Below are 25,365 nucleotides of genomic sequence, written 5' to 3' on the forward strand. Positions count from 1 at the left end.
TCTTCATCCGCCGCACCGGCGCTGGCAGCCGTACCAGGCCAGGCCGGGCGCGACGCCGGCTGACGCTACTTCAGCCGGCCGAAGAAGGCCCGCAGGTCCGCGGCCACCGCCTCCGGCGCCTCCATGGCCGGGAAGTGGCCGCCCCGCTCGTGCTCCGCCCAGTAGGTGTCGGCGGACGGGTTGAGCAGCTTGCGGACCGTGGCGTCGGCGCCGAAGACCGAGACCCCCTGCGGTACCGCCGCCGGCGCCCCCCAGTCGGTGGAGTGGGCCTGCTCGTAGAGGAAGCGGGCGGCCGAGATGCCGGAGCCGGTGAACCAGTAGAGGCTCACGATGGTGAGCAGTTGGTCCCGGTCGTAGGGCAGGTCGGTCCACTCCTCGAACTTCTCCGCGATCCAGCCGAGCTGCCCGGCCGGTGAGTCGTTGAGCAGGTAGCCGATGGTCTGGGGCCGGCTGTTCTGGATCGCCAGGTATCCGCTGCCCTCGCTGCGGAACTTCGCGATCCGGTCCAGGATCAGCCGGTCCACCTCGTCCTCCGGGTCCAGCCCGTCGGCCATGCCGGGCAGGAAGGAGGCCGTGTTGGCGGCGGTGAGGGCGTCGGTCACCACGTGCACGCCGGCGACGTGCTCGCCGTCGAGGCCGGCCACCGCTCCGGAGACGCCGGCGCCGATGTCGCCGCCGTGGACGCCGTAGCGGTCGTAGCCGAGGCGGCTCATCAGCTCGGCCCAGGCCCGCGCGGTGCGGCCCATCGCCCAGCCCGCCTCGCGGACGGGGGTGGAGAAGCCGAAGCCGGGCAGCGACGGCACGACCAGGTGAAAGTCCTGCCTCAGGTGCTCGATCAGGCTGGTGAACTCGGCGAACAAGCTCGGGTAGCCGTGGGTGAGCACCAGCGGGAGGGCGCCGGGGTTGTCGCAGCGGACGTGCAGGAAGTGGATCGGCTGCCCGTCGATCTCGGTGACGTACTGCGGATAGTCGTTGAGCCGGGCCTCGGCGGCCCGCCAGTCGTAGCCGTCGGCCCAGTACGCGGTCAGCTCCTTCAGGAACTCCAGCGGCACGCCCCGGCTCCACCCGGCGCCGGGCAGCTCGTCGGGCCAGCGCGTCCTGGACAGCCGGTCGGCCAGGTCGTCGACGTCGGACTGCGGGATGGCGATGCGGAACGGCTGGATGGTCATCGGATCCTCCGTTGGCTGGGGGTACGCATCCCACGCTATGGACCAATGAGGAACATTTCGCTCCGCAATCGGAAACCAGAGCCGAAGAATGCAGGTGACCACGCGCACCAACCGCAACGACGTGGAACGGCTGGCGCGCGTGCTGCTGATAAGGTCGCGCCGTGACCGCTTCCGTGCCGCCGCCCTCCCGTCCCCTGCGCATCGCCGCAGCTCAGGCGTGCCCAGAGCCAGGTGACATCGTGGCCAACACCGCTACCGCCGCGGCCATGGTCCGCGAGGCCGCAGAGCACTCGGGCGCCCAGGTGGTCGTCTTCCCGGAGAAGTTCCTCACCGGCTACGAGCCGGACCTCATCCGCGCCGACCCGGAACGCTGCGCCGTGCAGGCAGGCGGAGACGAACGGCTCGACCCCCTGCTGACGGCATGCCGTGACACCGGAACCGTGGCCATCGTCGGTACGGCGGTGCACGACGCCGGTGCGCTGACCGTGTCCGCCCTCGTCATCGACTTGGACGGCACGTGGGTCACCCGCTACGACAAGCAGATGCTCTTCCGCACCGAGCGGGACGTCTACCGTCCTGGGCGCCACGGGCTCTCGCTCGACGTCGGCGGCTGGCGGCTGGGCCTTGGCGTCTGCTACGACTCCGGCTTCCCCGAGCACGCCCGCGCGGCGGCGCTCGACGGCTGCCACGCCTACGTGGTGGGTGCGCTGTTCAGCGTCGGCAACGGCTACTACGAGTCCCGGATGTGGTTCCCGTCACGGGCCTTCGACAACACCATGTACACGGTGCTGTCCAACCACGTCGGCTCCACGGGCGGCTGGGCCACGTGCGGCAGCAGCGCCGTCTGGGACCCGACCGGCCGCCTGGTCACCGAGGCCGGGCCCGACGGCCGGCAACTGCTCGTCGCCGACCTCGACCCGGACTGCCTGCGCCGCGCCCGCAACGCCCACTCCATGCTCAACGACCTGCGCGACCCGGCCCTTGAGCCACGTGAGCGAATCACCCTGTCCCCGGTCCCGTCACGGGGCTAGCCGCCTGTCGGCACCGATCCTTCGCGGGTCAGGCGGCCCCCTGTGGCCTTGTCGTCATCCGTTCCGTCCGGCGGCCTGGTGCTGCCCGACGCGATCGCCTCCCCGGCGCCGGAGCGAGGGCCTGCGACCGCTCGGGGCGGTGACCGTGGACGGTGTCTGACCCGCTGACCTCCATGAGGGCGTCCGAGGGCGGGCAGGCGCGCACTGAGGAGTTCAGGATCACCGATGCGCGTGCTCCTAGGTGACCTGCTCGCGGCAACGATTCATAGGTCGGTCTCGGTGGCGGCCAGGACGCGCGCGGCTTCGCGTACGGCGGCGAGGTTCTTCTTGCCCTGCCGTGACCCGGCCAGCTTGGCCTTGATGTGGTCCCGGACCGTGATCGGTTCGTAGGCCAGCCCGGATGCGTCCTGGTGACTGGCCAGCGTCTCGATGACGGCTTCCGGGTTGCCGTCGTGGAAGAAGGCGGCAGAGCGGCGGCGTTTGATCGTGCCGTCCACGATGGGGGGCTTGACGCGGTGCAGGGTCGACATCCATCGGTCGTTGGTGAGGCGGGCCGTGAGGTCGCCGAGGTTGACCAGCAGGGCGCCGTCGGCCGGCGCGACATCGTGCCAGCGTTCGTCCCGGCCGAGGACCTGGAGGCCGGCGACCTGGTCGGCCCACAGGACGGTGACGATCCCGAAGTCGGTGTGCTCCCCCATCCCGACGAGGTCGCCGTCGAGGGTGATCGTTCCTTGCGGCAGGGCGTAGTTGTTCATGCGCAGCACGTCGATGGAGTGGTCGGTGAGCCGGGCGAAGAACTCGGGATCCAGGTGGAGGGCGTCGGCGAAGATCCGGGTGAGCGTGCGTGCGACCCGGCCGGCGTGATCGAAGTAGGCCTGGACGGCGTCGGTGAAACCGCCGATCTCGGGCCACACGTTGATCCCGTAGTCCTCCTCGGACAGCTCCAGCGAGGCGAAGGAGCGTGCCTCCACGCCGACGTTGAAGGCCTCGAAGAAGTCGTTCATGCGGCCGGCCGACTCGACGCCGAGGCTCAGGCTCAGGGATTCGCTCTTGGGCGGGCTGTAGCCGCGGTTGGCGCCCGTGACGCGGTAGGTCTTCTTCGTCTCGAGGGGCAAGCCGAAGAAGGCGTTCATCGCCGAGGCCAGGCCGGCGATCGCCGAGTCCGGGATCGCGTGGCCCAGGATCTGGATGAAGCCCACGCTGGAGCAGGCATCGTCGATCTCCTGTGCGACCCTGCGGCGCTCCGCTTCGGGCCCTGCATGCACGTAGGGGGATATGTCGACGGCCGGAACGGTGAAGTGCTCAGGCGCTCGTATCATGCCCGGGCCTCCCGTACGACGGCCGTCCCCGCCCGGAGCGCGGCGACGGGATCGGCCGCCTCGTCCAGCTCGATGAGGACGATTCCGGCGCCGGGCGTGCGGGACATCGCCTGGGCCCACGCTCGCCAGTCGACGATGCCCGTGCCCAGTTCGGTCATGTAGGGCTGCTGCTGAGCGAAGACCGTTTCGTCGATGGTGAGTTCGACGTCGATGGGCTTGACCGCGTCCTTCCAGTGCGCCAGTGCGATGCGCTGGGTGTGGCGGCGCGCGACGGCGGCGGGGTCGCCTCCCCCGAGCGCGATGTGGCAGGAATCGGGGCACAGCCACACGTAGCGGGGATCGGTCATCATCATGAACAGGTCGATGTCCCTCTCGTACCACAGGGTGCTGTTGGACTCCGTATGGAAGGCGAGCTTCACACCCTGCTGAGCGACGGCCTCGCCGACCACGTGGGCGATGTCGGCCATCCGGGTCATGTACGCGGCGTCGACGAAGAAGGGCGGGCGGGTCCCGAACGTCGTCCGCATGGGCAGTCCGGCGACGAGGAGGTCCGCGCCCACGTCGGCGAGGAAGGCGGCGTGGCGCTCGGCCTCGGCGACGATCGCGTGCAGGTTCTCGCCGCACCGCCAGTCGGGTGACGCGCTCGCGGCCATGAAGGCGCTCACGACGGACAGGCCCCGGGCCCGGAGTTCGCGGCGGAACGACGGCGCGTCGCCGAAGGCCCGCAGGACCGAGTCGATGTCGCCGGGCGCGAAGGTCAGCTCGATGCCGCTGACACCGGCCTCGGCCAGCGCGTCCATCACCCGCTCCCAGAAACGGTCAGGGTTCTTGACGGCCCAGTCGCGGAAGGCGTCGGCGGAGTCGAGTCCCCAGAATTTCGGGTGATAGAAGGTGATGATGTCGGTGGCGAAACACGGTTCGGTGGTGTCGTGCGTCGTCATTCGGCACCTCCGCGAGCGTTGTAGACGGTGACGCCGCCGGCGTCGACGGCCTGGCGGTAGTCGCGGAACACGGCGAGCGCCTCCTCTCGCAGGACGTCCCGGGTGACCTTGATGCCGCGTGCTTCGAACTGCTCGGCCCAGTCCGCGCCGAGCGGGCCCTCGTCGAACGTGGTGATCTCCTCCAGTTCCGGGCCCTCGCCGGCGACCACGAGTGCGCGTATCCCGGACCACATGGCCGCGCCGTAACACTGAATGCACGGACGCCAGTTCACGACCAGCTCGTGTGCGGGCAACCCGCCGCCGCCGAGGTCCCAGCCGCCGACGGCCGTCTGGGCGAGTCCGAGCGCGACGACCTCGGCGTGTGCGCTGGAGACTCCGGAGGCGAGCACGACGTTCACGCCGACCGAGACGATCCGGCCGGAGTCCTGCTCGGCGACGAGTGCGGCGAAGGGGCCGCCGTTGCCCTCGCGCCAGTTACGGTCGGCGAGGCGGTGTACGAGGCGCATCCGGTCGGCGCGGTCAGGGATGAAGGCCGGCACGGCAGCCAGTTCGTCGTCGATCCACGCGGGCAGCGCCACGCGGTATTCCGTGGGGATGTCGATCACAGTCGTGCTTCCTCTCGGTGTGCGGCGGGTGCCGCGTGTCGTCCGGCGACGGCGCGGGCGGCCCGTACGGCGGTCACCGCGCCGGTCAGGGTGACATTGGCGGCCATCGCGGTGGGGATCACGCCGTTGCCGGCGAGGTACAGGTTGTCGAAGCCCCACACCCGGCCGTCCGGGTCGCACACGCTGGTGTCGTCGTCGGCCAGGCCGGCCCGGACGGTGCCGGTCTGGTGCAGCGACGAGCCGGGCGGCAGCAGCGCACGCTCGGTCGCCGGATCGAAGGAGCCGAATTCCTCGGCGATCGACCGGACGTCGTCGAGCGCGCGGCCGATCAGCGTGCGGTCGGCGTCGGAGTAGCCGAACTCGACGGTGATCCGCGGCATTCCGGCGAGGTCGGTCTGGGTTTCCGAGAACAGGAGCCGGTTGTCGGGGCGTGACTCGACGGGGACGTACAGCGACAAGCCCACGGAGTGGGCGAGCGGGTGGCCGTTCTCGTCCACGTACGTGCGGTCCATGATCTGCCCGTGGAACGGCTGTGCCGCTCCGTTCTGGGGCAGCCAGAGCGAGTCCGTGCTGAATTCGCCGGGGCGCGGCAGGGGCAGGGCGTCGAGTCCGATGCCGAACCGGTCGAGGTCGAGGAGCACCCGGGCGGTGACGAACGCGTGCTCGTTGAGATAGCGGCCCAGTGCCGCGGGCCGGATGCCCGAGGCGAACAGCAGCTGCGGGGTGCGCAGCGCGTCGGCGCACACCACGACGGCGTCCGCCAGGAGCTCCCCCTCGGCTCCGTCGGCGATGCGGCGCAGCCGGGCCCCGGCGACCCGGCCATCGGAGAGGAGGAGCGTCGTGGCGAGCGTGCCGGTCGTCAGGGTGAACCCGGGGTCCCCGCCTGTCGCGATCGCGGGGAAGATCGTCCCCGGCGCGGTGCGCGGCATGGGACCCGATGCGGTCGCGGTGACGGCCATGGGCATCGGCTGCGGTCGCCGGTCGCCCGGCCCGACGGCGTCGAAGCGCCGGCGTAGGACGTCGAGCACGATCCGGCCGACCTCGGTTGGGCCGATCGCGGACGGCGTGACCGCGAGCAACCGGCGGGCGGTGTCCAGGTCCGCCGCCCAGCGGTCCGGGTCGCCGAAGTCGAACACCTCCTCTCCGGCGGGCCACGGCGTCGCGGCGGTCCAGTGCACGCCCATGCCGCCCGCGTTCCATGCGAGCGCGGTCGCGGGCATAGCCTCGGCGTCCTGGCCGAAGGCGAGCGCGTGGAACATGCCGGGCGTCAGGTCGGTGAGGCTGCCGGCGACCTCGCGCACCACGTCGGCGCCTGTGTACATGCCCTGGATGCCGGTGGCGACCTGTTCGTTGTAGCGCGACCAGAGGACCGGGTCGTCGAGGTCGTGCAGGTGCAGGCCGGGGGCCTCGCCGATCGCGGTGCCGCCGTCGACCATCGTGATCTTCAACGCCGGATCGGCCTCTCGTAGTAGTCGGGCCACGACAGATCCCATGATGCCGCTGCCCACGATGAGGACATCGGTGCGGGAGGTGTCGGTCACGGTGATGCTCCCTGTCTTGTGCCACGGGTGATGGGGAGGCGCGGGTGCTCCGTGCCCGTTCACGCGCGCGGGGTGAGTGGGCCGAACAGTTCGGTGTCCATGCGGTCGAGGGCCAGCTTGACGGCGCCGATGAGCGGGGCGTCGCGGCCCAGGACGGTGGCGCGCAACTCGACCGCGGGGGTGCGAGCCTCGCGCAACGCCGCGCGCACCCGGGGCAGCAGCACGTCGGCCGCGTCTTCCAGGCCGCCGCCGAGCACGATGAGCGATGGTGCGATGGTCCACGACAAGGTGGTGAGGATCGAGGCGATGTTCTCCACGAGTTCGTCGACCTCCGCGAGCGCGGTCGTATCGCCGGCCCGAGCGGCGGCGAAGCGGTTGAGCGCGACCCTGCGTTCGGCCGGTTCCGGTGAGGTGAGCATGGCCACGGGGTGGTGCTCAATCGAGGCTGTCGGTATCGACCGTGCTTCGATGATCTCTCCTGCGGCGCCGTCCAGACCGCGGTGCACGGCTCCGCGGATGAGGATGCCGAGGCCCGTGCGGTTCCCGAGGATCGCCCATACGACGTTGTCGTGGTCTCCGGCCACGCCCCGCCAGCGCTCCGCGAGCGCACCGAGGTTGGTGTCGTTGTCCGCGAACCAGGGCACCTGGATCCTTTGCCTGAGTTCTCCGGGCAGGTGCACGCCTTCCCAACGCGTCGTGTGCACCAGGCGCCGTACGACCCCGTGGTCGTCGATCGCGCCACCGCTGGCGGCCGCGCCGGCGCGCAGCCGGTCCGTTGACCCGCCGGCGTCGTCGAGCGCCTCCAGCACCAGCGCCGCGGCGTCGTCGAGCGTGACGTGCGGATCCTGGTAGGCGCGCAGCAGCCGGTGCGCCCGGCCGACGATGCGGCCGCGCACATCGGCGACGACCGCGGACACGTCCGAGGTGGTGATGCACACGGCTGCCAGCAGCGCGTGTTCGGCCCGTAGTTCGTAGCGGCGGGCGGGACGCCCGGCGTTGCCGCTGGTCGGCACGCGGTCCAGCTCGGTCACCCAGCCCGCCTCCACGAGCGAGTCCATGATGAGCTCGAGGGTGCGGCGGGACAGGCCGGTCTGCTCGGCGAGCGCGGCCAGCGTCATCGGCTCGGCCGACACGGCGAGTGCCCGGAGGGTGACCGAGGTGTTGACGCGCCGGACGGCGCTCTGATTCATCCCGGGCATCAGCACGTCTCCGCCGCCGGGACCATCGCCCGTGCCACGGGGTCGAACACGCCCGTGGTGTCGGACGCGAGCGCTGCGCCGGGCCGGCCGTATTCGCGCGCCGGGTCGCCGAGCACGCCGGTCGCCCGTGCCCAGGCCGGCTCCTGGCCCCGTACGAACCCGACCAGATCGGCATGCATCAGCGTGGCCAATTCGGCGGGTGGGTTCGGTCCGAGCGCCTGGGGGACTCCAGGCGCGTCGAGCACGTCGAAGAAGAACGGGAGGTCGACGCAGTGCGCGGCGCCGCCGAGCACGGGGGAGGGCCATTCGAAGGAGTACAGCCAGGTGCCGGCGAGGGCTTGGCGGCGGGCGGCCGCCGTGCGCGCGCAGGCGGAGCGGAACAGGGTGTCCGTGACGCGGGTGCCCGCCGCGCGGGCGGCGGCTGTGGCCTCCGGCCCGGCCCCGCTGTCGAACTCGTCGCCCGTCGCGCCGAGCAGCACAGGGACGTCGTGCCCATGGACGGTGAGTCCGTCGGCTATGGGCACCGGCAGGATGTCGTCGCCGGCGCACGGTACGAGCACCGGCGCGTCGTCGCTCCGCTCGCTCCGCAGGTCGAGGACAGCCTGCTGGATCTGCTCCACGGTGCGGCTGCCGAATCCGGTGCGGGTCGGCGGCACGCCGAGCCTGTGCCCGAGCCGTTCGAGGAGGTCGCGTGCGGCGCCCGTGCCTACGTTGAAGAGGGCGCCGGACAGGCTGACCGCGCGGTGGAAGCGGCCGCTGCCCGCGGGTGAGGAGAGCAGCGCGAGCACCGCCGCGCCACCGGCCGACTGGCCGGCGATGGTGACCCGGTCAGGGTCGCCGCCGAAAGCGGCGATGTTCTCCTGCACCCAGTCCAGGGCGAGCAGCAGGTCGCGTAGCCCGAGGTTGGGGAGGACGTCGTCCAGCGGGGCGAACCCGTCGACACCCAGCCGGTAGCCGACGGTGACGCAGACGACGCCGTCACGGGTGAAGGCGCGGCCGTCGTACCACGGGCTGGCCGGGCTTCCGGCCAGGAAACCGCCGCCGTGGATCCACACCAGGACGGGGAAGGGTCTGCGGTCGTCGTCCGCGGCTGGGGCGACGATGCCGACGTTGAGCACGTCGTCGCCCGGTATCGACGGCTCCGGGATGGTCGTCGTGGCGTACAGCGGCACCCGCTGCGCGGTGGCACCGTGCCGGGACGCGTCGAACGGCTCGGGGAACCGGCCACGGGGGACCGGCGGGGCGAACCGCCGGGCACCGACGGGGGCTTCGGCGTAGGGGATGCCGAGGAAGCGCCGTACCCGGCCGCTGTGACGGCCGATGATCGTGCCTGCGGGAGCATGTACGGTGACCGGCTCGCCGGGCGCGTCGAGGGAGTCCATCCGATCATCCAACACCGGTCACCGCATTCCCGTTCCGGCGATGCCCTGAACGAAGTAACGCTGCAGGAACAGGAAGAGCACCAGCACGGGCAGCATCACGACGATCGCACCCGCGAGCTGCAGCCCGTAGTCGGTGACGTGCGACGCGGCCTGGCTGGTGGCGGCCAGACCCACCGGGAGCGTGTAGCTGGACATGCTCTGAGCGACGATGAGCGGCCAGATGAAGTTGTTCCACGAGGTGAGAAACGACATGATCGTGATCGTCGCCACAGCGGGGCCGGCCAACGGCAGGAAGATCCGGAAGAAGATCCGGAACTCGCCGGCGCCGTCGATGCGGGCCGCTTCGAGCAGGTCGCCGGGGATCGACATCGCGTACTGCCGCATGATGAAGACCGACAGCGGCATCGCCACGCTCGGCAGGGCGATGCCGGCGAGGGTGTCCGCCAGACCCAGGTCGACCGTGATCACGAACTGCGTGACGAACACCGCGGTGAACGGCACCATCAGCGCCGCCATGACGGCGCCGAACGCGAGCCGCTTGCCCGCGAAGTCGAGCTTGGCGAGCGCGTAGCCGGCGGCTGACGCCGCCACGATGTTGCCGGCCACCACGATGATCGCGACCATGATGCTGTTGGCCATGAACCCGCCGAAGCCCTCGGTGGCGAACAGCCGGGTGAAATTGTCGAGGGTGACGTCGTGCGGAAGCCAGGCGCCGGGATCGGAGCGGATCTCGTCGAGGCTGCGCAGGGAGCCGCTGATCACCCAGACGAAGGGAAGCAGGGTGAGCAGCGCGCACAGCACCAGCGCGCCGTATAGCAGGGGCGAGGTGACGGACCGGCGGCGCACGGCGACCCGGTCGCTGATCATTTCGGTGTCCCGCACCGTGGCGACGGTGCTCATGCGCGGGGCCTCAGCAGCCGGAACTGGACGATGCTGACCAGCATCACGAGCACGAGCATCACGAAGGACGCGGCCGAGGACATCCCGAACTCGCCGGAGCCGAACTGGTGGTAGGTGTACAGCGCCACCGATTCCGTGGAACCCAGCGGGCCGCCGTTCGTCAGCAGGTACGGCTCGTCGAACACCTGGAGGTAGAAGACGGTCAGCAGTACCGACACCATGAGCGTGGTGGGCAGCAGCAGCGGCAGGGTGATGTGCCTCAGCTGCCGCCACCGGCCGGCCCCGTCGATGGAGGCGGCCTCGTACACGTCCTGCGGAACCGCTTGCAGTCCGGCGAGGAACAGCACCATCGCGGTGCCGAAGTTGCGCCAGACGCCGAGCAGGATGACCACGGGCATGGCCAGGTTCGGGTCGTCCAGCCAGTTCGGTCCGGCGAAGCCGACCGCGCCGAGCACCTTGTTGACGGTGCCGTTGGCGTTGAAGGCGTACTGCCAGATCAGTGCGACCGCCACGATGTTCGTGACGACCGGGGCGAAGAAGACGATGCGGAAGGTACGGCGCAGGCGGCGGATGCCTATGTTGAGCGCGAAGGCCAGCGCGAATCCGATCCCCATGGTCAGCGGCACACCGACCCCGACGAAGAGGGCGGTGGTGAGGATGTCCCGCAGGAAGCTTTCGTCCTGGAACAGGCGGAAATAGTTCTCCAGGCCGGTGAAGTCGACGGCGAACGGATTGCGCAGATCGGTGCCCCGCAGGTCGGTGAGGCTGAACCCGAGCGCGGCGACGGTGGGGATCGCCGTGTAGAGCAGGAACACGACAGTGAACGGTGCGAGGAACAGCCAGGCGACGGCCGTTCGGCGGGAGCCCCGGGATCGACGCGCCGTGCGCGCCGCCCCCGGGACGGCGGTGGGGGTCATCCGGTGATCACCTCGTGCCCGTGCCGAGGCTCTCGGCGTACGCCTGGATGCTCGCGGCGGCCTTCTCGGCGCTCTGCTTGCCCTTGGCCACCGTTTCCATCTCCTTGCCCAGCCGGGTCGCGACCTGCTGCCAGGTGCTCGCCTGCGGGAACGACCGGGTGTTCTTCAGCTGGGTCAAGAAGGCGTCAAGGAGCGGCTGGTCCTTGATGGCCGGGTCGTCCCAGGCGGACACGACGGCCGGCAGCGAGCTGTACGCCTTGTACTGCGCGACCTGGGTGCTCGGCTGCGAGATGTGCCGGATGAGCTTCCACGACGCGGCCGCGTTGCCGCTGGTGGCGAGCACGCCCCAGCTGCCGCCCGCGGAGAAGGAGACGCTGCCCGACGGCCCGGCCGGCAGCGGTGCGGTCGCGACATGTGACGCCGTCCAGCCGGTCTTCTTCGCGGCGGTGTCGAGCTGACCGATCACCCACGGGCCTGTGATCATGGAGGCGGTCTTGCCGGCGACGAAGTACGGCTGCGAGTCGAGGAATCCGGGTCCGCTGGTGTCGGCGACGCCCGAGGTGAAGAACGACGCGTTGAACTTCAGCGCTTCGACCATCGCCGGCGTGTCGAGCGTCCACTTGCCCTCGGAGGAGAGCAGTGAGCCGCCCGCCTGCCAGGCGTACATCGCGACGTCCTGGCCGTTGAAGATGTCCCAGCCGATGTCGGCCCCGAGGCCGTGCCCTGCACCGGCGCCCTGGAGCGCCTTGAGGAACGGCACCAGCTCCTCCCACGTGGCCGGCGCCTTGACACCCGCCTTCTTCGCCAGGTCGGAGCGGTAGACGAGCGCATAGGTGTAGGCGTACCAGGGCACCGTGTAGGCGACGCCCTTCACCACGCCCGCGTCCCAGAGGCTCTTGAAGAAGGCGCCGGGGTCGATGAGGTCGTCCGGAACGGGCTGGAGGATCGACGGACTGAGGAACTGCGCTTGCGACTCGGGGAAGAACTGGGCGACATCGGGTCCATTTCCCGCCGCGATCGCCGACTGGAGCTTGGTGTAGTACTCGGCGTTCGGGATCAGCGTGAGCTTCACGGTGAGGTCGCGGTTGGCGGCCTTGAAGGGCTCGATGACCTTCTCGAGCACGTCGGCATCGCCCTGGGCGGCCCAGACGTTGACGGTGCCGGTGGCAGCGGACGCGTCGATGGGCTTGGCGGTGCCTGTCGCGGGGGCGTCACTGCCGCGTCCGCAGCCCGCCAGGGTAAGGGTGCAGGTGAGAGCTATGCCGGCGGTCAGCCGTAGGGCACCGCGTCGGGAGAGGTTGGACACTGGGGGGCTCCTGTCACATGAAGGCGCTGACCATGGTGAGGCGATTTTCGGCGAAAGTAGCGTTTTTGATCAGACGGATCCGATGGCGCCTATGCAGCTGTACGGACGGACGGTATGTACGACGTGTTTCGACTGCACGGCGGACTCGTCACGGAACAATTTCGGAACTTGTAGCAAAATCCGTTCGCTACTCTCCGTTGCGATCACCATCGCCTCGCCGGCCTGGTCGATCCGGGGGTAGCGGGTGATGGGACGGTGGATGACAAGCGCTGCAGTCACAGAGAGCGACAGATGGAACGGGAGCCCCGGCTCATGCCAATGGCCGACCGGTTCGCCGAGCTGTTCACGCAGCACGGGCCAGGGCTGAGGCGCTCACTCAGGGCTTTCCCAGGGTGGCCGGTTTCGGTGGTCAGGCGGGGATCTCGGCGGTGGCGGTCAGGACCGCGCGGCCGAGGATGTGGCCGGCGATGGTGAAGCCGAGGTAGGCAGGGGTGGCCTCAGCCGGGACGCCGATGGTCTCGACGTCGAGGGCGTGCACCACGATGAAGTAGCGGTGCGGGCCGTGCCCTGCTGGCGGGGCCGCGCCGATGAATCGTGCCATGCGGGCGTCGTTGGGCAGCTGATAGGCGCCCTTGGGAAGGCCCGAGCCGGTCTCGTCGCCCGCACCCTCAGGCAGCTCGGTGACGGTGGCGGGGATGTTGGCCACGGCCCAGTGCCAGAACCCGGAGCCGGTCGGCGCGTCCGGGTCGTACACGGTCACGGCATAGCTCTTCGTCTCCTCGGGGGCGCCGCTCCAGGACAGGTGCGGGGAGACGTCCTTGCCGCCCGGGATGCCGAAGGCGCCGGACATCTGCTCAGCGGGCCAGGGGGCGCCGTCGGTCAGCGTGGTGCTGGTGACGATGAAGGAGGGCACGTCGGGAAGACGGGCAAAGGGGTCGTTGGTGCTCATCGCATTGTTCCTTCACGGAGATGGCGGGACACAATCGACCATAACACGAATAATCGATTATTTACGGAATCGTCTATGCTGTGGGCATGACGCAGACGGCCGGCACATCGACGAAGCAGATGCTCTCCGAACGTGTTCACGCCCGGCTCCGGGAAGCGATCATGAGGGGCGAGTACGCCCCGAGCCAAGCACTCAAGCCGCAGGAGCTCGCCCAGCAACACCAGGTCAGCCTGGCGGTCGTCCGCGAGGCCCTGGTACGGCTGGTCGGCGAGGGCATCGCGGTGCGGCTGCCCAACCGCGGCTTCGCGGTCCCCGACTTCTCCGATCGACGCTGGCAGGAGATCGCCGAGGCACGCCGCACCCTCGAACCGGTCGTGCTGGGCATGGCGATCGAGCGCGGCGACGTCGACTGGGAAGCACGGGTGCGCGCGGCCCACCACCGGCTGGTCCGCACCCCGGCGTACGTGCCGGACGAGGGCGAGTACTACAGCAGCGCGTGGTCCGAAGCCCACCGCGTCTTCCACCGGACGCTGCTGGAGGGATGCGGCAACCCTGTGCTGCTGGACACCTCCGACAGACTGTGGACGGCCAGTGAACTGGCCCGCCGCTGGTCGGCCCACCGCAGGCCCGACCGCGACGGCGCCACCGAACACCGCCGGCTGGAGAAGGCGGCCCTGGCCCGCGACGCCGACACCGCCGCCGAAGTGCTGGCCCAACATCTGACTCTGACCGCCGCCGGCCTGACCTCCTGCACCTAAGGATTGTGACGCCTCCGCTCGCCGCGCATACGGCCGCCAGTCCTGCGGCGGCGCGGTCCGGCTCCACGCTGCCGCACTCGATCAGGCTGAATCCGCCGATCTGGTCCTTGGTCTCGGCGAACGGGCCGTCGGTCAGCAGCACGTCGCAGGGCGATCTCCTCGGGCACGTCGGACTCGTCGAGCCCGATCATGAGCAGGTACTTCATCGGCACTCCTCGAGCGGGAAGTGCGTGCAGCCTGCCGCCGTCAGCCGCCGATGGTCGCGTGGAGGGCCTCGTCGAGCCGTTCGTAGCCTTCCGACACCCCACGCGCCATCGGGGAGGCGATCACCAGGTCGCGCGCCTGCCGGGAGTCGAACAGGTGGGTCGTGGTGAGCGTGGTCGTGCCGCCCTGCTCGGTGAAGTCGTGGCCGACCAGCGCTTGGCCGGGGTACCAGTGGTCGTCGAACGACTCGGTGTAGGACAACCGGGAGGGTGTGACGATCTCGCGGTAGAGGCCGCCTGCGGCCATGGTCGCGCCGCCGGGCCCCTGCCAGGCGAACCGCCAGGCGCCGCCCACGCGCAGATCGATCCGGGCCTCCACGATGGTCCAGCCGTGGGCGCCGTACCAGCGGGAGACCAGCTCCGGCCGGGTCCAGGCGGCGAACACCAAGTGGGCGGGGGCGTCGAACGAGCGTGTCATGACGATCGCGCGGTCCGACGGCGTCGCGACCGTCACGGCCGCGCTCACGGCCGCCACCGCGGATCGCGTCCGATGAAGGCGAGCAGCTTGTCCTGCGGGGAGGCGTCCTGTCCGACCGTCACCTGCGGGCCGAACACCTCGATGCCCGGCCCGAACGCGCCCGGCGTGCGGAACTTCTCGATGAGCTCGGCGGGCAGCGTCGTCATGGCCGACCAGGCCCGCTCCACGTCGCCGGGATCGATCGTGTCGTCCTGCGACGTGGCGCGGGCCAGATCCCAGCCGTGCAGCGGGAAGTCGTCGCTGACGACCTGGTCGATGTGCTGCTGCGCGGGCATCGGGCCGGTGGGCGTGTCGCAGGGCAGGGTGGCGAGCGAGGGATCGGTCAAGATCGCCTCCACGTCGGCGCGGGCGGCGCGGAACGCCGCCACCGGGTCGTCGTCGACCGTGGGCGCCGGGCTGAGCGAACGGCCCAAGGGGCGCAGCATCGCGGCGTGCATGTCGACGATGTGCCGGACCACGTCCCTGGCGGTCCACTTCGCGCACGGGGACGGGTTCGACCACTGGTCGGGGCGGACGGACACGACTTTGCGTTCGAAGGCGTCGGCCCGGCGCCGGTAGCGGTCGGCGATCTCACTGCTCACGGACATCTCTTTCCTTCAGCTCGTCCAGCAGGGTGTCGAGACTCTGGTAGCGGTCCTGCCAGAAGCTCCGGTAGCCCTCCAGCCAGTCGGTGGCCTGTTTGAGGGCGTCGGCGCGCAGCCGGCAGGGCCGTCGTTGCCGGTCCCGGCCGCGCGAGATCAGGCCCGCGCGCTCCAGGACCTTGAGATGCTTGGAGATCGCCGGCTGGGTCATGGCGAACGGCGCCGCCAGCTCCGTCACCGTGGCCTCCCCCTCCTTGAGCCGGGCCAGGATCGCCCGGCGCGTCGGATCGGCGAGCGCCGCGAAGGTGGCGTCCAGGGTTGTCTCCACCACGTCCATAGCCGATTGTTAATATAACCAACCGGTATGTCAAGGAGTGTGTTCTGGGCTAGCATCGGATCATGAGCAGGCCCGTGTACCTGGCCGCCGCCGTCCAAGTGGCGGCGCCGCCGGAGCGAGTGTTCGCGTTGATCACCGACTGGCCGCGGCACCGGGAGTGGATGACCCTGACCACCGCCCGCCAGGCCTGCCCCGGCACGATCGAGGCCTACACCGGGGTGCGGCCGTTCGGCTTCCTCGACACGATGACGATCACCCATTGGCAGCCGCCCGCGCTGGTGCGGGTGGAGCACACCGGCCGGGTCGTGCGCGGCCGGGGCTCCATCCGGGTCCGTCCGCGGGCGGGCGGCAGCCGGGTCATCTGGGCCGAGGAGCTGTCGCTGCCGTTCGGGCCGCTGGGCCGCGCCGTGTGGCCGATCGTCCGCCTGGTCGGCGCCGCGTTCGCCCGCCGTTCCCTGCGCAGACTCGCCGTACTGGCCGAGCGCGGCGGTGGCCGGCCGAGCTCGACCTGATGGCCCAGCTCGCGGGTCTACGTGTGCGGCCCTGCTCCTTTCTTTCCGGCCCTTCTCGGGCCTCCCGTCGGGCGAGCCGCTCGGCTGCGGGCGCCGCTCTTGGCGCTCGTCGCGAACCGATCCCGGGCTGCGGTCCGACCCTCGTACGCCGGCAGGCCGTCAGGGCGTGCCGGCGTACGTCGTCTGGCCGTCAGGGCGTGCCAGCGTACGTCGTCTGGCCGTGGCCGGCGTGGCGGGCGACCGCGGCCGCGAACGCCGAGATCACCGGGTGCGGCCGCCGCCCGTCGCCGGCCAGCTCGGGCTGGAACAGCGTGCCGAGGAAGAACGGGTGGCCGGGCAGTTCGGCCGCCCGCACCGCGCCGTCGTCGGCGGCGTGACCGGAGAACACCAGCCCGCCCGCCGCCAGCGTCTGCGTGTAAGACTCGTTGAGCCCGTAGGAGCACACGTAGGCCTCCATGGTGGCAGGCGTGCCCATGATCTGCTCGATGAGCGTGCCGGGCGTCAGCCGTACCAGGTTCTCGTGGCCGGCCAGCGAGCACGCCAGCGGCGTGAGCAGGAAGTCGCGGGCGCCCGGCTCGTTCTCGGCGTGCGCCACGTCCAGCCCGCACACGTGCCGCGCGAACTCCAGAAGCATGTGCTGGAACCCGGCGCACGTGCCCAAGAGCGGGATCCGCTCCTCGCGGGCGACGCGCGCGGCCTCCACCACGCCCGCCTCGTCGCGGTACGGGCTGCCGGGCAGGATCCAGATGCCGTCGAAGGCGTCCAGCCCGGCCACGTCGGTGGTGGGGATCCAGTACGGGTCGAGCGCGATGCCGTCGCGCTCACGCAGCGCCTCCATCAGCAGCGGGATGCGGGTGTGCGAGCGGACGGTGGGGGAGCGGTCCCCGACGAGGGCGATTCTCATGCCCCTATGGTGGCCGCCCGCTCCAGTTAAGCGCCAACGATGAAATCTGCATCTGCTATAAGCAACGCTGATGGATCCTCATTTGCTGACGACGTTCGTCACCGTCGCCCGGCACGGCTCGTTCTCCGCGGCCGCCGCCGAGCTCGGCTACACGCAATCGGCGATCTCCCAGCAGGTCGCCGCGCTCGAGGCGGACCTGGGGCTGGCATTGCTGAGCCGCCGCCCGGTGGAGCCGACCCCTGCGGGCCGGCGGCTGCTGGAGCACGCCGGGCCGCTGCTGCTGCGGCTGCGCGCCGCCCGCGCCGACGTGCTGCGCGCCGCGGCCGCACCCCGGCACCGGCTGCGCCTGGCCGCCACACCGCTGGCCATCAACGCGGTCCTGTCCGGCCGCCTGGCCCGGGCGCGCGCCGCTCAGCCGCGGCTGGAAGTGACGCTGGTGACGTGCGGGCGCGAGCACGTCGGCGCCCTGGTGGCCGAAGGAGAGGCGGATCTGGGGCTGGCCGACGGCATCGCCGCGCCCAGCGATCCACTGCGGCTGCCCGACACCGGTCCGATGACGACCGTGGGGGTGAGCGAGGAGGAACTGGTGGTGGCGCTGCCCGCCGATCACCCCCTGGCGGGGCGGACGGCCCTGCGGCTGGGCGACCTGGTGGACGCGCGCTGGTTGCAGACGGACCTGTGCCCGTTGGCGCGGCTGCGGGATCTGGTGGGGGAGGGGTTCCCGGTGGCGCTGGAGTACCGGGGCGACGACGTGCACACGGTGGTCAACCTCGTGGCCGCCGGCCACGGCCTGACTCTCCTGCCTGCCTCCGCATTGCCCGGATGGGCGCCTGGGCCATCGGGCTCCGTGGCACCGCCGGCGGCGTGCGGCGTGCCGTTGGCCTGGCCGCGTCTAGTGCACCGGGTCGAACTGCTGCATGGCGCATTGCCTCCTGGCTCGGCGGCCGACCTGGCGCGGGCGCTGTCGAGCTGACGGCGATCCGCGCTCCGGCCGAGCCGGCGGCTCTCCTGCGCCCGTTACGGGCCCGGTTTCCGTGAACGGTTTCTGAGAGCGCAGTCGAGGGTGTCGAGAGCCCACGCCCAGGAGGCGGCGGCGTCGCGCGGGGTATGGCGGAAGCCGCCCGCCATTTCCAGGCTCACGTATCCGTGGAAGGTGCTGCCCAGGAAACGCACCGCGTCGGTCTGGTCCGGCTCCGGCAGGTCGTAGCCGCGCAGGATCGCCCGCATCATCTCCGTGTGCCGGGGCCCCGCACTGGTGGCCGCGGTCTCCGGGTCGAGCTCGAACCGGGCGGCGGCGTACCGGCCCGGGTGCTGCTTGGCGTAGTCGCGGTAGGCGTTGGCGAAGGCGACCAGCGCGTCCTTGCCCGCCCGCCCGGCCAGCGCGGCGGCGGCCACGTCGGCCAGCTCCTCCAGGGCCAGCAGCGCCACCCGCACCTTCAGCTCTCGCGCGTTGCGGATGTGGGCGTACAGGCTCGGGTCCTTGACACCCAGCCTGCGGGCGACCGCCGAGCCGGTCAGCTTGTCGAAGCCGATCTCGTCGGCCAGCTCCGCCGCTGTCCGGGTGAGCCGTTCGCCGGTGATTCCCTCGCGGGCCACGGGACCTCCGATCGTTTTCTAATCAAATAAGTGATTTGCCTAATTATATTAGGAAAGCTAGCCTCGCGGAACATGGAACCCCTCACAGAGAGCGATGTCCGCCGGTCCTTCGTCAACTGCTCCAAGGGCGAGGCCCAGCGCCTGGGCGTCCCCCGCGACCTCGATGAGCAGCCCTGGGACCACCTCGACTTTCTCGGATGGCGAGATCCTGGCGCACCGGAACGCGGCTACCTGGTCGCCGAACGCGACGGTGGTCTGGTCGGGATCGCGCTCCGGGCGGCCCCGGGGACCTCTCGCGGCTTCACCTCGCGCAGCATGTGCTCGCTGTGCCTGACCACCCACACCAGCGGCGGCGTGGCGCTGATGACCGCACGCCGCACCGGGGAGGCCGGACGCCAGGGCAACACGGTCGGGCAGTACGTATGCAGCGATCTGGCCTGCTCCCTCTACACCCGGGGCAAGAAGCAGCCGGCTGCCGGGGGAGACCTTGACGAGACCCTCTCCGTGGAGGAGAAGATCGCCCGCACTCAGGTCAACCTGACCGCCTTCATCGACAAAGTGATCAAGTAACGGCCTTCTGAGGCGGTGTCGTGTCAGTGGCCGTGTCAGCACGGCAACAGCCCGATATCAGAGCGGTCGGCGATCGTGGATGCCATGAACGGCTCAGCGACTGCGTCCTCGCGCCGCACGGCCATTGCAACGCATCCTTCGCGAGATGAGGAATAGCCATGGGTGAATCCCTCCACACCGTCACGACGATGCCGACGGCGCGTCAGCTCGGCTGCCCCTTCGACCCGCCCAAGGAGCTGATCGACGCCCGCGAGCACGGCCCGATCAGCCGCTTCCCCTTCCCCGACGGACACCAGGGCTGGCTGATCACCGGCTACGACCTGGTCAGGTCGGTTCTGGCCGATCCGCGGTTCAGCTCGCGCAAGGAGCTCATGCGCCATCACCCGCTGATCGACTACGGCGACATCGAGGTCCCTCCGGCGCCGCCCGGCGAGTTCCTCCTCATGGACGAGCCTCAGCACGGCCGGTACCGGAAACCGCTGGTGGGCAAGTTCACCGTCCGGCGGATGCGGCTGCTCACCGAGCGCGTCGAGCAGATCACCGCCGAGCATCTGGACGCCATGGAGAAGGCCGGACCGCCGGTGGACCTGGTGACCGCGTTCGCCAAGCCCATCCCCGCCATCGTGATCTGCGAGCTGCTGGGGGTGCCGTACGAGGACCGGGGCCTCTTCCAGGAGAACATCGACAAGTTCCTCGGCGGAGAGGTCAGCGACGAGGAGCTGATCGCGGCCTACACGGCGACCCAGCAGTACCTCGCCGAGCTGGTGGTGGCCAAGCGCGCGAACCCCACCGACGACGTGCTCAGCGACCTGCTCGACAGCGACCTGACCGACGAGGAGTTGCAGGGGATGGCCCTGATCCTGCTGTCGGCCGGGTTCGACACCACCGCGAACATGCTGGCGCTGGGCACCTTCGCGCTGCTGCAGAACCCGGAGCAGCTCGCCGCGCTGCGCGCCGACCCCACGCTCACCGACCAGGCCGTGGAAGAGCTGCTGCGGTATCTGAGCGTCGCCAAGCAGTTCCACAGGGTCGCGCTGGAGGACGTCGAGCTGGGCGGCCACACCATCACGGCCGGTACGACGGTCATCCTGTCCCTCAACACCGCCAACCGCGATCCCGAACGCTTCACCGACCCCCACGCGCTCAACCTGCGCAGGCAGGACGGCGGCCACCTGGCCTTCAGCCACGGCATCCACCAGTGCCTGGGCCAGCAGCTGGCCCGCGTCGAGATGCGCGTCGCGCTCCCCGCGCTGATCAACCGCTTCCCCACGCTACGGCTGGCCGTACCGGCCGACGAGGTTGCCCTCCGTCCGGAGACCGCGGACATCTACGGGGTGAAGAGCCTCCCGGTCACCTGGGACGTGTGACCGGTACCGGCGTGGTCCCCGACTTTCGGGTTTGCCCCGGCGTGCCGCCCGGCTCCGCACCTCAGGTCGCGGAGCCGGCCGGGGTGCTTGCGGGGCTGGCATGGCGGGAGGTGCCCGGCGGGTTCGCCGGGCCGACGGCGCTTCGCCGGGGGAGGTTGAGCTACGCCACGTCTGTCCCAGAGCGTCGGTCACGGTGGTGCGCTCGCCGGTCAGGGAGGCGATGACGAACGTCGCGGCGGTCCCCTACCAGGGGCACACCGAAGAATCCGCCGCCGTCCTCCCAGATGTACGAGCGCATGGCCCGCGCTTCGTCCTGACGCCTCAGCTACGCGCTGAGCTCGAGGCGCGCACGCCGGCCGAGCGCGGCCCCGGCCCGCGGCGGGAGCGGGCCAGAGCCAGCCCGCCGAGGACCATGGCGATCAGCCCGACCACCAGGGCCATGAAGCCGCCGACTATTCCGTAGCCGGTGCCGGGGCCACCGTCGGCGGCGGCCACAATGAGCCCGCCGGTGACCGCGCCGGCCAGCCCCGCCACGAGCGCCACGATGGCCCCCCTTCGCCCGTTGCCGGTGCCGATCCGACCGGCCGCGCGGGCCAGGGCCAGCCCGCCGATGACCACGCCGGCCAGTCCCAGCAGCGCGGCCACCACGGACCAGAGACGCCCGGCGGTCAAGGTGTAGGCACCGACGTCGGCCGCCGGGACCATGACCTGCGCGGCCGCCGGTGCGGCGAACCCGAAACCTCCCAGCAGGGCGGCTGCGACGGCGGCAACGAGGTGACGGACGGGCATGAGGTGCTCCTTCTCTTGCTGCGACTGAACCTCGCCTGAGCATGTCCGCTGGACCCACCGCCGATCGTCCCCCGGAGGCAGGCAATTCACGCTGCCGCCGATGCCGCACCCGCGTGCTGCGGAAGCCGCAGGAGCAGCGGAAGGTACTGCGTGCGCGGTAGGCGGCTGGTCATCCGTGCGCAGGTGTTGCCCGGGCGAACATCCGGCTAGGGTGCGCGCATGAGCACAGGACGGTCCGGTGTCCCGGCAGGTGTCACAGACTGGGCGATCGCCGTCGGCGTGGCGGCGGCTCTGCTGGTCACCGGGCTGTCCGGTGAGCACTCGGCCACGTTCCTCGACCTGCTCGGCTACGTGCTCCTGACGGCCGGCGGCCTGGTGCTGGCCGCGCGCCGCCGGGCTCCGGTTCCCGTCCTGGCCGTCACCGGGCTGTGCGCGGTGGGTTATCAGGCGGCCGGTTTCGACGTGCCGGCCGTCGCGTACCTGTTCGCGGTGTACGCAGCCGTGCGGGCGGGACACCGGACGATCACGGTGGCGGCGAGCGTGGTCATGCTGGGACTTCTGCCCCTCGCGGCCCTGGCCTCGGGCCTGCATGACACGGGCGAGGCGTTCGCGCAGGCCCGAGGCGCCCTCGAGCTGGCCTGGCTGATCGCGGCCGGCGCCGCGGGCGAAGCGCTGCGGCAGGCCGAGCGGCGGGCGGATGAGGCCGAGCGCACCCGGGAGGAGACCGCGCGGCGCCGCGCCGACGAGGAGCGGCTCCACATCGCGCGGGAGCTGCATGATTCACTCACCCACCAGATCTCGATCATCAAGCTGCAGGCCGAAGTCGCCGTCCACGTGGCCCGCAGGCGGGGTGAACAGGTGCCGGAGACCCTGCTGGCGATCCAGGAGGCCGGACGTGAGGCGGCCCGGGAGCTGCGCGCGACCCTGGAGGCGCTGCGCGAGGACGACACGAGTCCGCCGCGTGGGCTCGACCACGTTGCGGAGCTGGTGGAACGGGCTCGGTCGACCGGCCTGGACGCAACGCTGACGATCGGGGGGCAACGACACGACGTGCCGGCCGCGGTGGACCGGACCGTCTACCGGATCGTTCAGGAGTCGCTCACCAACATCGCCCGTCACGCCGCGGCCGCGACGGCGTCGGTCCGGATCGACTACCGTCCCGACGCCCTCGCGATCCGCATCGATGACGACGGCAAGGCCACACCGGACGCCGCCCTGGTGCCCGGCGTGGGGCTGCTCGGGATGCGCGAGCGCGTCACCGCCCTCGGCGGTCGCCTGCGGGCGGCACCGCGCGGCGAGGGCGGCTTCACCGTCCAAGCCGAACTTCCCGTGGACCGGACGTCGTGATCCGCGTCCTGCTGGTCGACGACCAGCCGCTCCTTCGCAGTGGATTCCGGGCGCTCCTCGACCTCGAGGACGACATCGAGGTGGTGGCCGAGGCCGCCGACGGGAAGGAGGGCCTGGCCCTGGTCAAGGAACACCTGCCCGACGTGGCGCTCATCGACATCCAGATGCCGGTCGTGGACGGCATCGAGGCGACCCGGCGCATCGCCGCGGACCCGGCCCTGGCCGGGGTGCACGTCGTCATCCTGACCAACTACGGCTTGGACGAATACGTCTTCAACGCGCTGCGCGCCGGCGCGGCCGGATTCCTCGTCAAAGACATCGTGCCGGAGGACTTCCTCCACGCCGTACGCGTCGCGGCGCGCGGTGACGCCCTGCTCGCACCGTCGATCACCCGCAAGCTGATCAACCGGTACGTCACCCAGCCGCTCCGCGCCGGCGCCGGCACGGGGCTGAAAGAACTGACCAACCGTGAACGCGAGGCCGTCACGCTGGTCGCGCAGGGCCTGTCCAACGACCAGATCGCCGACCGCATGATGATCAGCTCACTGACCGCGAAGACCCACATCAACCGGGCCATGGCCAAGCTCCATGCCCGTGACCGTGCCCAACTCGTGGTCCTCGCCTACGAATCGGGCCTGGTGGTCCCCCGCACCTCCTGACCTCCACGGTAGGGCTAGCCGGCGAGGGTGTGGAGCATGCGCTTGATCTCCCTCTCCGCGGTCTCCGTGGTCAGGCCGAGCCCGTTGAGCGCGGCCACGACCGCCCCTTCGCCGAGGGCCAGCAGGCCGAGCAGAATGTGCTCGGTGCCGACATAGTTGTGGCCGAGCCGCAGCGCCTCGCGCAGCGTCAGCTCCAGGGCCTTCCTGGTCTGCGGGGCGAGCGGCAGCAGGTCGGGCGCGGCCTGGCCGCCCGGGCGCAGCATCGCCTTCATGACGTCCTTGACCTGGTCGAGCGGCGCACCGAGCGTCACCATGGCCTTGGCCGCCAGCGCCTCCGGCTCGTGCAACAGGCCGAGAACGAGGTGCTCCGGCTCGACGGTCTCGCTGCCGGCCTCCCTGGCCTCCTTCTCCGCCGCCACAACCACGTTGCGGGCACGAGGGGTGAAGCGGCCGTAGGAGGCCAGCTCCGCGGCCAGCCCTCCCTCCTTGAGCACGAACCGCTTCTGGGCCGCCTGCTTGGTGACGCCCATGCTGCGGCCGATCTCGGTCCAGGAGGCGCCGGAATGGCGGGCCTGGTCGACGAAGTGGCCGATGAGGTGATCGGCCACTTCGCCCAGGTGCTCGCCCAGCGTCACGGCGTCGGAGAGCTGCTCCAGGGGGTCGCTGCCGGGGTGCCTGCTCTTGATCGCGTTGATGAGGTCGTCGAGGCGTACGATCTGATCCATACGTCAACCATAGGTTGACGATAGAGGATCGTCAACCTGAGGTTGACGATTGTGGGCGGCTACCCGAGCGTGGCGTCGTGTCGTCCGCGGCGGCCGGCCACGTGACCGGTCAGCCGCTCCCAGTTGCCGGACCCGATCGCGGCCTTCTCCTCCTCGGTGAACGGCGCGCGCTCCAGGAAAGACCGGGCGACCCCGCCACTGGTGTCCAGAAAGGGAAAGCCACCGGGCCGCGTCCCAAAGGTGTACGGATAGTCGGTCGAGTACAACATGCGGTCGGTCCCGACCACCTCCGCCGTCCACCGCAGGTAGCGCTCGCTCACCGTGCCGCTGCCGGCCACCCAGAAGTTCTGGCGGAAGTAGTCGGCCAGGGGCCGCTCCAGCTTCGCCGCGTTCTGCAGGATTCCGATGTGGTCCAGGTAGAACAGGACGACCTCGCCCCAGTGTCCCGCGATCACCTGCAGATCGGGATGACGGTCGAACACGCCGGAGAAGATCATCCGCAGATACTGGACGCCGAGGTCGTAGTACCAGCCCAGTCCGGCGGTCGCGAGCATGGGGCCCACACCGTTGGGCAGTCCTGAGTAATACGCCTCCTGAACCGCCTGCACCGGGGTCTGCGGGTGGAAATGCAGCGGCACGCGGAGCCGCTCGGCGGTGGCGTAGAGGTCGTCGAACTCCGGCGCGTCGGCCGGCTTGGCGCCCGTGCGCCCGTACAACATCGCGCCGCGAAGGCCGAGCTGCGTGACGGCGCGCTCCAGTTCCTCGGCGGCGGCCTCAGGGGACGGCGTCGGGATGGCCGCGAGCGCCTGGAACCGGTCCGCGTTCGCGTCGACGATCTCGGCGAGCGCGTCATTGGCGTCCCGCGCGACGCTCACGGCGTCCGCCGCCTCGAGGTTTTGTACGCCCGGTGTGGCCAGCGACAGCACCGCGACGTCCAGGCCCTGATCGTCCATGTCGGCCAGGCGCTGGTCGCCGGTCTCCCGTAGCCGCCGCGCGAACGGCTCGTCGCCGAAACCGAGCTGCGGGATCCGCGGGACCCCGGCCTTCGCCCACGCATCGAGCAGGACCGGCAGAACCACGTGTTCTTCGAGACCTACGATGCGCACCTTCTCTGGCATGCCATGCTCCTTCTGTTTCCGTCGTTTCCTCTTAACGGTATCACAGATAACATCAGTGGAAACATATTTGCGTTACCGTTGATTCGTCATGCCGATCGGCAC

27 protein-coding genes and 2 pseudogenes are annotated in these 25,365 nt (G+C 70.6%); 8 read left to right on the top strand and 21 right to left on the bottom strand.

Going from position 1 to position 25,365, the window contains the following annotated elements; translation table 11 throughout:
• Positions 1-65 precede the first annotated feature (65 nt).
• Positions 66-1,169 carry an epoxide hydrolase family protein gene (locus tag Q9G87_RS23715; protein ID WP_305918638.1) on the bottom strand — a complete coding sequence of 368 codons (1,104 nt, stop codon included), beginning with the start codon at positions 1,167-1,169 and terminating at the stop codon, positions 66-68.
• 161 nt (positions 1,170-1,330) lie between these two features.
• Here Q9G87_RS23715 and Q9G87_RS23720 point away from each other — a divergent pair, with 161 nt between their 5' ends.
• Positions 1,331-2,200: a carbon-nitrogen hydrolase family protein gene (locus Q9G87_RS23720; protein ID WP_305918639.1), complete on the top strand. Its 870-nt coding sequence runs from the start codon at positions 1,331-1,333 to the stop codon at positions 2,198-2,200.
• 263 nt (positions 2,201-2,463) lie between these two features.
• On the opposite strand, the gene Q9G87_RS23725 is transcribed toward Q9G87_RS23720, so the two are convergent.
• From Q9G87_RS23725 to Q9G87_RS23775, 11 genes are all read right to left on the bottom strand, one after another.
• A complete protein-coding gene (locus Q9G87_RS23725; protein WP_305918640.1) occupies positions 2,464-3,519 on the bottom strand; it encodes an isopenicillin N synthase family dioxygenase in 1,056 nt (351 codons plus the stop codon).
• Positions 3,516-4,460, bottom strand: a complete 945-nt coding sequence (locus tag Q9G87_RS23730) for a sugar phosphate isomerase/epimerase family protein (RefSeq protein ID WP_305918641.1) — start codon at positions 4,458-4,460, stop codon at positions 3,516-3,518. The genes Q9G87_RS23725 and Q9G87_RS23730 overlap by 4 nt, the downstream gene beginning before the upstream one ends.
• The gene (locus Q9G87_RS23735) at positions 4,457-5,065 is read right to left on the bottom strand and encodes a tRNA-specific adenosine deaminase (protein ID WP_305918642.1); all 609 of its coding nucleotides are present in this window, start codon (positions 5,063-5,065) and stop codon (positions 4,457-4,459) included. Before Q9G87_RS23735 ends, Q9G87_RS23730 begins: the two co-directional genes overlap by 4 nt.
• On the bottom strand, positions 5,062-6,606 hold the full coding sequence (locus tag Q9G87_RS23740; protein ID WP_305918643.1) for a GMC oxidoreductase: 1,545 nt from the start codon (positions 6,604-6,606) through the stop codon (positions 5,062-5,064). Before Q9G87_RS23740 ends, Q9G87_RS23735 begins: the two co-directional genes overlap by 4 nt.
• A 59-nt stretch (positions 6,607-6,665) precedes the next feature.
• On the bottom strand, positions 6,666-7,805 hold the full coding sequence (locus Q9G87_RS23745; RefSeq protein WP_305918644.1) for an ROK family transcriptional regulator: 1,140 nt from the start codon (positions 7,803-7,805) through the stop codon (positions 6,666-6,668).
• Complete coding sequence (locus Q9G87_RS23750; protein ID WP_305918645.1) at positions 7,805-9,187, bottom strand: carboxylesterase family protein; 1,383 nt, start codon at positions 9,185-9,187, stop codon at positions 7,805-7,807. The genes Q9G87_RS23745 and Q9G87_RS23750 overlap by 1 nt, the downstream gene beginning before the upstream one ends.
• 18 nt (positions 9,188-9,205) lie before the next feature.
• Positions 9,206-10,087: a carbohydrate ABC transporter permease gene (locus tag Q9G87_RS23755; RefSeq protein WP_305918646.1), complete on the bottom strand. Its 882-nt coding sequence runs from the start codon at positions 10,085-10,087 to the stop codon at positions 9,206-9,208.
• Positions 10,084-11,004: a carbohydrate ABC transporter permease gene (locus Q9G87_RS23760; RefSeq protein ID WP_305918647.1), complete on the bottom strand. Its 921-nt coding sequence runs from the start codon at positions 11,002-11,004 to the stop codon at positions 10,084-10,086. The genes Q9G87_RS23755 and Q9G87_RS23760 overlap by 4 nt, the downstream gene beginning before the upstream one ends.
• 7 nt (positions 11,005-11,011) lie before the next feature.
• Positions 11,012-12,310 (bottom strand): extracellular solute-binding protein, encoded by a 1,299-nt coding sequence (locus Q9G87_RS23765; RefSeq protein ID WP_305918648.1) that lies wholly within the window; start codon positions 12,308-12,310, stop codon positions 11,012-11,014.
• A gap of 69 nt (positions 12,311-12,379) precedes the next feature.
• A complete protein-coding gene (locus Q9G87_RS23770) occupies positions 12,380-12,664 on the bottom strand; it encodes a hypothetical protein (RefSeq protein ID WP_305918649.1) in 285 nt (94 codons plus the stop codon).
• A gap of 55 nt (positions 12,665-12,719) precedes the next feature.
• The gene (locus Q9G87_RS23775) at positions 12,720-13,259 is read right to left on the bottom strand and encodes a YbhB/YbcL family Raf kinase inhibitor-like protein (RefSeq protein ID WP_305918650.1); all 540 of its coding nucleotides are present in this window, start codon (positions 13,257-13,259) and stop codon (positions 12,720-12,722) included.
• Between the two features lie 86 nt (positions 13,260-13,345).
• Between Q9G87_RS23775 and Q9G87_RS23780 the strand changes: the two genes are divergently transcribed.
• Entirely contained in the window at positions 13,346-14,017 is a 672-nt protein-coding gene (locus Q9G87_RS23780; RefSeq protein ID WP_305918651.1) for a GntR family transcriptional regulator, read from the top strand.
• Positions 14,018-14,263: 246 nt separating this feature from the next.
• Here Q9G87_RS23780 and Q9G87_RS23785 read toward each other — a convergent pair whose 3' ends face one another.
• Genes Q9G87_RS23785 through Q9G87_RS23795 form a run of 3 tightly spaced genes read right to left on the bottom strand, consistent with a single transcriptional unit; the run spans position 14,264 to position 15,670 of the window.
• Positions 14,264-14,746, bottom strand: a complete 483-nt coding sequence (locus Q9G87_RS23785; RefSeq protein ID WP_305918652.1) for an SRPBCC family protein — start codon at positions 14,744-14,746, stop codon at positions 14,264-14,266.
• Positions 14,743-15,339 (bottom strand): TIGR03086 family metal-binding protein, encoded by a 597-nt coding sequence (locus Q9G87_RS23790; protein WP_305918653.1) that lies wholly within the window; start codon positions 15,337-15,339, stop codon positions 14,743-14,745. Before Q9G87_RS23790 ends, Q9G87_RS23785 begins: the two co-directional genes overlap by 4 nt.
• Positions 15,329-15,670 carry an ArsR/SmtB family transcription factor gene (locus Q9G87_RS23795; RefSeq protein ID WP_305918654.1) on the bottom strand — a complete coding sequence of 114 codons (342 nt, stop codon included), beginning with the start codon at positions 15,668-15,670 and terminating at the stop codon, positions 15,329-15,331. The genes Q9G87_RS23790 and Q9G87_RS23795 overlap by 11 nt, the downstream gene beginning before the upstream one ends.
• Positions 15,671-15,738: 68 nt before the next feature.
• Between Q9G87_RS23795 and Q9G87_RS23800 the strand changes: the two genes are divergently transcribed.
• Positions 15,739-16,188, top strand: a complete 450-nt coding sequence (locus Q9G87_RS23800; protein WP_305918655.1) for an SRPBCC family protein — start codon at positions 15,739-15,741, stop codon at positions 16,186-16,188.
• A gap of 190 nt (positions 16,189-16,378) precedes the next feature.
• Here the strand turns inward: Q9G87_RS23800 and Q9G87_RS23805 are convergent, their stop codons facing one another.
• The gene (locus Q9G87_RS23805; RefSeq protein ID WP_305918656.1) at positions 16,379-17,092 is read right to left on the bottom strand and encodes a CTP synthase C-terminal region-related (seleno)protein; all 714 of its coding nucleotides are present in this window, start codon (positions 17,090-17,092) and stop codon (positions 16,379-16,381) included.
• A gap of 70 nt (positions 17,093-17,162) precedes the next feature.
• Between Q9G87_RS23805 and Q9G87_RS23810 the strand changes: the two genes are divergently transcribed.
• Positions 17,163-18,065, top strand: a complete 903-nt coding sequence (locus Q9G87_RS23810) for a LysR family transcriptional regulator (protein WP_305918657.1) — start codon at positions 17,163-17,165, stop codon at positions 18,063-18,065.
• Between the two features lie 44 nt (positions 18,066-18,109).
• Here Q9G87_RS23810 and Q9G87_RS23815 read toward each other — a convergent pair whose 3' ends face one another.
• Entirely contained in the window at positions 18,110-18,688 is a 579-nt protein-coding gene (locus tag Q9G87_RS23815; RefSeq protein WP_305918658.1) for a TetR/AcrR family transcriptional regulator, read from the bottom strand.
• A gap of 72 nt (positions 18,689-18,760) precedes the next feature.
• Here Q9G87_RS23815 and Q9G87_RS23820 point away from each other — a divergent pair, with 72 nt between their 5' ends.
• Positions 18,761-19,258 carry an FBP domain-containing protein gene (locus Q9G87_RS23820; protein WP_305918659.1) on the top strand — a complete coding sequence of 166 codons (498 nt, stop codon included), beginning with the start codon at positions 18,761-18,763 and terminating at the stop codon, positions 19,256-19,258.
• Positions 19,259-19,416: 158 nt separating this feature from the next.
• Complete coding sequence (locus tag Q9G87_RS23825; protein WP_305918660.1) at positions 19,417-20,625, top strand: cytochrome P450; 1,209 nt, start codon at positions 19,417-19,419, stop codon at positions 20,623-20,625.
• Positions 20,626-20,946: 321 nt separating this feature from the next.
• Here Q9G87_RS23825 and Q9G87_RS23830 read toward each other — a convergent pair whose 3' ends face one another.
• Complete coding sequence (locus Q9G87_RS23830) at positions 20,947-21,414, bottom strand: DUF6223 family protein (protein WP_305918661.1); 468 nt, start codon at positions 21,412-21,414, stop codon at positions 20,947-20,949.
• 219 nt (positions 21,415-21,633) lie between these two features.
• Here Q9G87_RS23830 and Q9G87_RS23835 point away from each other — a divergent pair, with 219 nt between their 5' ends.
• Together Q9G87_RS23835 and Q9G87_RS23840 are read left to right on the top strand one after the other, a co-directional pair.
• On the top strand, positions 21,634-22,761 hold the full coding sequence (locus Q9G87_RS23835) for a sensor histidine kinase (protein ID WP_305918662.1): 1,128 nt from the start codon (positions 21,634-21,636) through the stop codon (positions 22,759-22,761).
• Complete coding sequence (locus Q9G87_RS23840) at positions 22,758-23,420, top strand: response regulator (RefSeq protein ID WP_305918663.1); 663 nt, start codon at positions 22,758-22,760, stop codon at positions 23,418-23,420. Before Q9G87_RS23835 ends, Q9G87_RS23840 begins: the two co-directional genes overlap by 4 nt.
• Positions 23,421-23,434: 14 nt before the next feature.
• On the opposite strand, the pseudogene Q9G87_RS61355 reads toward Q9G87_RS23840, so the two are convergent.
• The 3 genes and pseudogenes from Q9G87_RS61355 to Q9G87_RS23850 all read right to left on the bottom strand — a co-directional run.
• Positions 23,435-23,626 (bottom strand): annotated as a pseudogene (locus Q9G87_RS61355) (Clp protease N-terminal domain-containing protein); the annotation flags it as partial.
• Between the two features lie 66 nt (positions 23,627-23,692).
• Positions 23,693-24,145: pseudogene (locus tag Q9G87_RS61360) on the bottom strand (Clp protease N-terminal domain-containing protein); the annotation flags it as partial.
• A gap of 59 nt (positions 24,146-24,204) precedes the next feature.
• The gene (locus tag Q9G87_RS23850; protein ID WP_305918665.1) at positions 24,205-25,263 is read right to left on the bottom strand and encodes an amidohydrolase family protein; all 1,059 of its coding nucleotides are present in this window, start codon (positions 25,261-25,263) and stop codon (positions 24,205-24,207) included.
• Positions 25,264-25,365 lie beyond the last annotated feature (102 nt).

The sequence above is a fragment of the Nonomuraea turcica genome, assembly GCF_030718205.1.
Taxonomy (GTDB): domain Bacteria; phylum Actinomycetota; class Actinomycetes; order Streptosporangiales; family Streptosporangiaceae; genus Nonomuraea.

Bases quoted from the DNA above. Each gene is read 5' to 3' on its own strand.
- Q9G87_RS23750 (WP_305918645.1), bottom strand. From the start codon at position 9,187: ATGGACTCCCTCGACGCGCCCGGCGAGCCGGTCACCGTACATGCTCCC.
- Q9G87_RS23850 (WP_305918665.1), bottom strand. From the start codon at position 25,263: ATGCCAGAGAAGGTGCGCATCGTAGGTCTCGAAGAACACGTGGTTCTG.
- Q9G87_RS23715 (WP_305918638.1), bottom strand. From the start codon at position 1,169: ATGACCATCCAGCCGTTCCGCATCGCCATCCCGCAGTCCGACGTCGAC.
- Q9G87_RS23730 (WP_305918641.1), bottom strand. From the start codon at position 4,460: ATGACGACGCACGACACCACCGAACCGTGTTTCGCCACCGACATCATC.
- Q9G87_RS23810 (WP_305918657.1), top strand. From the start codon at position 17,163: ATGGATCCTCATTTGCTGACGACGTTCGTCACCGTCGCCCGGCACGGC.
- Q9G87_RS23820 (WP_305918659.1), top strand. From the start codon at position 18,761: ATGGAACCCCTCACAGAGAGCGATGTCCGCCGGTCCTTCGTCAACTGC.
- Q9G87_RS23800 (WP_305918655.1), top strand. From the start codon at position 15,739: ATGAGCAGGCCCGTGTACCTGGCCGCCGCCGTCCAAGTGGCGGCGCCG.
- Q9G87_RS23775 (WP_305918650.1), bottom strand. From the start codon at position 13,259: ATGAGCACCAACGACCCCTTTGCCCGTCTTCCCGACGTGCCCTCCTTC.
- Q9G87_RS23835 (WP_305918662.1), top strand. From the start codon at position 21,634: ATGAGCACAGGACGGTCCGGTGTCCCGGCAGGTGTCACAGACTGGGCG.
- Q9G87_RS23760 (WP_305918647.1), bottom strand. From the start codon at position 11,004: ATGACCCCCACCGCCGTCCCGGGGGCGGCGCGCACGGCGCGTCGATCC.
- Q9G87_RS23830 (WP_305918661.1), bottom strand. From the start codon at position 21,414: ATGCCCGTCCGTCACCTCGTTGCCGCCGTCGCAGCCGCCCTGCTGGGA.
- Q9G87_RS23825 (WP_305918660.1), top strand. From the start codon at position 19,417: ATGGGTGAATCCCTCCACACCGTCACGACGATGCCGACGGCGCGTCAG.
- Q9G87_RS23755 (WP_305918646.1), bottom strand. From the start codon at position 10,087: ATGAGCACCGTCGCCACGGTGCGGGACACCGAAATGATCAGCGACCGG.
- Q9G87_RS23725 (WP_305918640.1), bottom strand. From the start codon at position 3,519: ATGATACGAGCGCCTGAGCACTTCACCGTTCCGGCCGTCGACATATCC.
- Q9G87_RS23780 (WP_305918651.1), top strand. From the start codon at position 13,346: ATGACGCAGACGGCCGGCACATCGACGAAGCAGATGCTCTCCGAACGT.
- Q9G87_RS23745 (WP_305918644.1), bottom strand. From the start codon at position 7,805: ATGCCCGGGATGAATCAGAGCGCCGTCCGGCGCGTCAACACCTCGGTC.
- Q9G87_RS23805 (WP_305918656.1), bottom strand. From the start codon at position 17,092: ATGAGAATCGCCCTCGTCGGGGACCGCTCCCCCACCGTCCGCTCGCAC.